Consider the following 6,420-nt stretch of genomic DNA (forward strand, 5'->3'; position numbering starts at 1 on the left):
ACACGTCGCGATTGGACAGCCGCGAAGCCGGTGAGGTTAGGCGTTCGCCGCTGCGGGGCCAACCACTTTCACCGTTCCTTCACGAACTATTAACCAAAGGCACGTTGAACCCTCACAAAGCGGCCTTACGCTCTGCGTCCTTTCACACCTGTTCGCCCTGCACCGGTTGCAACCTCGAGTCGTCATGCGCTTTTTGATCACCAAGTCTTTCGCTCCAATAGCACTCCTGCTTGCGGCTTGGGTGTCGCCGTCCAGCGCCGAGCTGTACATCAACGAGATCTTCTTCAACCCCGGCGGCGACGGCGTCGAGACCCGTGACGAGTTCATCGAACTCCGCGGCATGCCAGGCATGGACCTGTCGAATCACTTCCTGATCTTCATCGAGAACGAAGACAACGTCGCCAAGAACGGCCCCGCCGGTCAGATCGATAACATCTTTGACCTCGGCGCAGCGACGATCGGCAGCAACGGGTTCCTGACCTACCGCATGGGCGGCGATCAGATGGGTTCTGGATCGAGCCTCTACCCGGTGGCGTCGGGGACGACGGACCTCGTGAACACGGGGAGCGGTCCTGGTTACGGCTCGGGGCCCACAAGCACCATCGGCGCCGAAGACGACGGCAACGAGGGCGTCCTCGAGAATGGCGGCTTCACCGCGATGTTGATCCGCAACGACGGCGATCCGGTCGACAACCGCCCGGCGATCGCCTTCGACCTCGACGTCGATAACGACGGGCTCGACCATCCCAATGGTCGTGAGGGCTGGACGATCCTCGACTCGATCGGCATCCATGGCGAGCCGCGCGAAGCGGTCTTCGGCCGCACTTACGCGCCGATCAACTACGGCTACGAATCGATCGGCCAGACAGTGATCGTGCCAGGCGTCGGCGTTGCGACGGCGAACCCCGGACTCGAGCCCGGCGCCACGTACGTGCCGCTGGGTTATGAGGTCGAGTACATCGCCCGCTGGGGCAACTCGACGGGCCAGACCGCCGCGGACTGGCACATCTCGAACCTCACCGACAACCCCGGCGCGGGTTCGGCCGGCGCGCCCGTCGACTACCGACAGTCCTTCACCGGCAATCACGACGCGCTCGCCAGCGGCAGCCCCGACGTCGCCCCCTCGCAACCGACCGCCGAGCAAGGCCGACTCGAATCGAGCCAAAACGTTCCTTACGGCACGAAGCTGCTCACGACGATCGGCGCCCCCAACTACATCACCGGCGACTTCAATGGCGACGGCGTCGTCAACGCCGCCGACTACACCGTCTGGCGTGACACGAAGGGCCAGCTCGGTAGCGAGTCCAACCATCCCGCCGCCGACGCCAACCACGACTTCGTCGTTGACGAAGCCGACTACGCCCTCTGGGCGCAGAACTTCGGCGCGCCGAACGCCGTCGCCGCGCCGGCTTCTGGGGTCAGCGTCCCCGAACCCGCAGCGATCCTGATCGCAGCCCTGGCGGCGACGATCACCGTAGGTCGCAACAAGCGCTAGCTCAGACCGCGCCAGACCCGCGCCAGATCGCCCAGGATGCGTTCTAGGGACCGCTTTCGCTATGGGTGGACAAATGTATCGACTCGGCCCTCGGCGCCAAATTCAAGTTGTTGAGTAGCATCCGCCGCTCAGCGCGGCGATTGGCTCTCTCCATCCCGAGAGTCTCGGCTCGCCCGGCGCCTCACGCCACGGGCCACCACGCGCGCGACAGCCACAGCCCCGCCCCCGCGGCCGCCAGGCCGAGGACGAGGTTCAGAGCGACGTTCGCCAGCGCCAGCACCGGCTCGCCGGCGTCGAGGTGGCGGATGGTTTGGTAGCCGAAGGTTGAGAAGGTGGTCAGGCCGCCGAGCAATCCGACGGTAACTCCGGCATGCCAGAGGCTGGCGTGCCGGGTGGCGGGCGCCCACGCCTCGTGCATCAACAGGCCCAGCGCAAAGCAGCCGGCGACATTGACCAGCAGCGTCGCCAGCGGGAAGCGTTCGCCCCAGAGGACGACCAGCCAGACGCCCACCAAGTAGCGAGCCACCGACCCGAGGGCGCCACCGATAGCGACCGCGGCGATGCGGACCCAGGCGTCGTTCATGGCTCTTCGTCCTTCTTTTTCGAAGCGGCTTCAATTCCCGAACCGGCTGGGCTCTCCGCGCCACTGCTAGCACAATGGCCCCCGTGTGGGGGAAGCCATTTGTTTCGATCGGTCGGTTCGCACAGCGTAGTCCGATTGATCCGCCTAAGAGGCAAGGTTTCCCCCTGCGGTTTCCTTTCGCCGTCTCACCCCAGCAGTGCAAGCTACCGAAACTACCCATTGAACGCATCTTGCGCGAAGCGTCCACCAGGACATGCCGCGCATGCTGGATGAGGTAACGACGGAACGGCCGCTCCGGATCGGGGCGGCGGCAAGCTGCAGGAGGCAGCGACGATGCAGAATCGGCGAAACGAAACGGCGCCCGCGTGGCTTGTCGCATTGGCGGCAGCGGCCCTGGGAATGAGTTGGGCGGTCACCCGGCAATGGTCGGCGCCGACCGTGCGCGCCACCGACCAGCCCAATCGAACGACGGCGCCGCTGCGCTGGCCGCTCGCCGAGCTGCGCCCGCTCCCCGACGCCGTGCTCCCCGCCGAGTCGCTGGGCTACGCGCCGACGCTGTTGCCGTCGGGCGTCGCGATCCGGGTCGACGCGCCGGCGTTCGAGCCGGTCTTCCAATACGACCTGGCCTCCGCGGTGACGGCGAAGCCGCACGCCACCGAGCCGCTGTGCCTGCGTCTAGCAAGCGCCCCCGCGACCGACCTACCGGAAGCGCGGCCTGCGGTTGAAGCCGAGACGGGCTATCTCGATCGCCTGTTGGTGCTTGTCCCCAGCGCGCCGAAGTGGACCGCGGGACAGGGCGGCAAGTTCGTCATCACCGCCGGCGTGCGCGCCCACTGGTCGCTCGGCTCGATCGATACGCTCCAGCTCGCACGTTCGGCGGGCCATGCGATCGCGTCGCCGGGCGCGACGCTGCGGCCAGCGATCTACACAGCGCAGGCCAAGCTCTTCGGCGAGCCGCGGCTCAGCCCGTTGCGACCGACGGAGACAACGATCGCCGCCGTCGCGCCGCGCTTGGTTGGCCCCGTGCGTCCAGCAGCAGCGCGGCGCGCCATGGCTTCGCAGCCGACGCCGACGATCGCCGCATACCTCAACCGCGCTGAATTGAGCGGCGCGTTCCCCGTGCCGGTGGCGCTAGCCGACCAGCTCGACCGCGTCGCCGCCTCGCCCCAACAGGCGCCCTGGTCGTGGGCCGTCGCCTACCGTCTGCGGACGCTCGCCGGCTCCCGTGTCGACGACCGGTCCACGCACCACACGCTCCGCGCCTTGGCCGAAGCGACCGACGAGGCGTTCGTCCAAGCCGACGCGATGGGCGACTCCGCCGCGGCGACCGAGCTGCGTCGCGCCGGCTACGCGCTCAACCGTCGCCTCGATACCTGGCGGGCCGAGCAGGCGCTGACGATCGCCTCGATGGGCCGCCTCCAAGAGGACCGGCTCGCCGGCGCCCGCTGGGCGATGTCGTCGAACGGCCTTGGCTTGGCGCCCGGCGCCTTGCTCCAAGAGGCCGAGCGCAATCACGCCCAGCCCACCCGGCTCGCCGTCGCCCGCCGCGTCGAGGACTACGAGAGCCAGCCCACGACCCGCCTGGCGCAGCTGCTGGCGATGGACGCCTCGCGCCTCGTGACCGAGGCCGACCCGGAGAGCCGGGCTGTTGCTCAAGCGATCGAGTCGTCGTACCGCAATGCGAACGTCCGCGTCGCGATCGCCGCCGACTTCATCGAGCGGATGCTGCCGCAGCCCGAGGCGCTCACCGCGCCGATCCGCGACCGTATCGCGGGCAACCCCGTGTCGGGACGCTCGACGACACAGACCGACCTCGCCATCCGATTGATCGAGGACCCCAGCGCCTGGCGCATCGGCCTCGAAGCCCGTGGTACGGTGCAATCACAGACCTACTCGCGCGGCGGACCGGCGGTGGTCGGCGCCCGTGGCGAGACGTCGTTCGTCGCCAAGAAGCTGGTGGTGCTCACGCCCGCCGGCCTGCAAGCCGCCCCATCGATCGCCGAAGCCCAAACCGAGTCGCAGCGGCTCGTTAGCCTCTCGACCAACTACGACCGTGTGCCGCTCGTGGGCTCTTATGTCCGCAACGCCGCCCGGAAAGAATACCACCGCGTCAGCCCGCGGGCGCAGTCCGAAGCCAAGATCAAGATCGAGCGGCAGGTGTGCAGCACGCTGGACGAGCGCGTGACCCCTCAGCTGTTCGACGCGCAGCAGCGCTACACCGCCGAGGTGCTCGACCGCGTCGAGGCGTTGGGGCTCCAGATCGAGCCGATCGAGCTCCGCACGACTGACGAGCGGTTGATTACGCGGATCCGCTTGGCGAACAGCGGGCAACTAGCGGCGCACACGCCGCGGATGCGGGCCCCCTCGGACAGCGTGATTAGCGTGCAGGTGCACGAGTCGACGTTCAACAACGCGTTGGACGGCTTGGGTCTGGCCGGCGCGACGATGACGCCCGCAGAACTGCGTGAACGGATCGACGCGAAGCTCCGCCTGCCGAACCGCGACGAGCCGCCCGCCGAGGAAGCCACATTCCGCTTCGCCGCCGAGGACGCGGTGCGGTTCGAGCTCGCCGAGGGGCGTGCTCATCTGACGCTCGCCTTCGACGCTATCGTTGTCCGCGGACGCCGCCACGACGACTTCAAGGTCCACGTCTTCTACAAGCCAGTGGTGACCGGCCTCACCGCCGAGCTGGTGCAGGACGGCGCCCCAGCGATCGAGGGCCGCATGCGGAACGCGTCCCGCATGCACCTTCACGGCGTGATGGGCAAGGTCCTCGGCCAAAACCGCCGCATCCCGCTGGTGCGAGTGGACGACCAGACGCCCGAGCGCTTCAGCAAAGCGATGATCGGCATGGCGACCAACCAGCTGGTGATCGAAGACGGCTGGCTCGGCTTGGCGATCGGCCCCGAGCGACAGGCGCCACGCGTCGCGGTGCAGGTCGGAGGGTACGTCCGCTGAGAACAAGTGCATCAGCCGGATGGTTGTGGGAGGGGTCTCCAGACCCCGATTACGGTCTCCACTCCGCAACGGCATGGTGCGCGTTATCGGCGTCTGGAGACGCCTCCCACAGAAAGCGATACCGCCACAAGAAACGATGCAGCCACAGAACCGGGGGCTGAGGCCCCGCGGCTGATCACCGCAACGACTGCCAACGGAGGGCTATGCCACAACCGCCTCGAGCACGATACGCGTTGCGTACGACTCGCCGGGTTCGATCACGATGAGCCCCGATGAGGCCCCCCTCGACTGCATGTTGAGCGGGTCGGGTGTGCAGGTGTACGGCTCGAGGCAGATCGCTTCGCGGTGGCCGGGCGTGTAGATCACGCAGCACGTCATCGAATCGTCGAACGTCTGGCGAACCGTGCGGCCCGAGGTGGGGTCGATGAGCTCGGTCGTCTCGGCGCCCTTGCTGAAACGGTACGCGGTATCGAACTCGCGGCCTGCGAGCGGCGCGCCGATCGCCAGGGGATCGCCCGCGTCGAGCGGCTCGACGCCGCCGGTGGGAATCATGTCCACCGCTTCCCAGCGGCCATCGACCGGCGCGCGGACGACTGTCGCCTCGGGGTCGGCGCCCTCGGCGAGCGGCAAGCGGAAGTAGGCGTGAGTTCCGAACCCGAAGGGGATCGGTTCGTCGCCCGGGTTCGTAACGCGGAGGTCGAAGAGGAGCTGGCTGCCAGCGATCGAGTAGGTCGCCGTCATCACGTAGTCACCGGGCCACTGCACCGCCGCGTACGGCGCGTCGATGGTCGGTCGGAACTCGGCGGTCACCCGGTCGGCGGAGTGTTCGACAAGGCGCCACGGGTTGCGTGGCGCGAAGCCGTGGATCGCGTGCCCCTGGCCGCTCGTGTCGTCAAGCTGGTAGGTCTTGCCGTTCCACTCGACGACGCCCTTGGCGATCCGGCCCGGAAACGGCGCGAGCAGCGGGATGCCGCTCCGCGACGGCCGGCCCTCGCCGAGTTCAAAATCCGGCTCGGCCCATAGCAGCTCACGGCGCGACCCGTCGGCGTCACCCGCGAACGGCGTTTTCCAGCTGAAGCAATTGAACCCCAGCCCAACGGCGACTTCCGCGGCAGCCCCCGAGTCGGCGGCGTTGATCGAGACGATATTGGCGGACATCGCGGCGGCTCCCGAGGGGCAATGCGTAAGTTCGGTAGAGAGCCGGAAGCGTAACAGGATTATGCAAGGGCTAGCACGGTCCGATGGCGAAGAGGGAGTCCGCGTCCCATTCTGCATGGAGAGATTCTATTCCTTGCAGGGGGAGACGATCCGATGGAACGCGAACTCTGGCGGTTATTGTACCGTTTGGTGAAACAGTTGGACGTGGGATGGGGGAGTTGGAGGT

Annotated in this window: 4 protein-coding genes; 2 read left to right on the top strand and 2 right to left on the bottom strand. The window is 67.6% G+C overall.

From position 1 onward, the window contains the following. The first annotated feature begins 184 nt into the window (after positions 1–184). Positions 185–1,495, top strand: coding sequence for a dockerin type I domain-containing protein (locus Spa11_RS03025; protein WP_145107328.1), 1,311 nt, complete (start codon positions 185–187; stop codon positions 1,493–1,495). Positions 1,496–1,676: 181 nt separating this feature from the next. Here Spa11_RS03025 and crcB read toward each other — a convergent pair whose 3' ends face one another. After that, positions 1,677–2,078: a fluoride efflux transporter CrcB gene (gene crcB / locus Spa11_RS03030; RefSeq protein ID WP_145107339.1), complete on the bottom strand. Its 402-nt coding sequence runs from the start codon at positions 2,076–2,078 to the stop codon at positions 1,677–1,679. A gap of 333 nt (positions 2,079–2,411) precedes the next feature. Here crcB and Spa11_RS03035 point away from each other — a divergent pair, with 333 nt between their 5' ends. Continuing rightward, entirely contained in the window at positions 2,412–5,036 is a 2,625-nt protein-coding gene (locus tag Spa11_RS03035; protein WP_145107344.1) for a hypothetical protein, read from the top strand. A gap of 201 nt (positions 5,037–5,237) precedes the next feature. Here the strand turns inward: Spa11_RS03035 and Spa11_RS03040 are convergent, their stop codons facing one another. Beyond that, positions 5,238–6,194: an aldose 1-epimerase gene (locus Spa11_RS03040; protein ID WP_197529697.1), complete on the bottom strand. Its 957-nt coding sequence runs from the start codon at positions 6,192–6,194 to the stop codon at positions 5,238–5,240. Positions 6,195–6,420: the final 226 nt, after the last annotated feature.

The sequence above is a fragment of the Botrimarina mediterranea genome (genome assembly GCF_007753265.1).
Taxonomy (GTDB): Bacteria; Planctomycetota; Planctomycetia; order Pirellulales; family Lacipirellulaceae; genus Botrimarina; species Botrimarina mediterranea.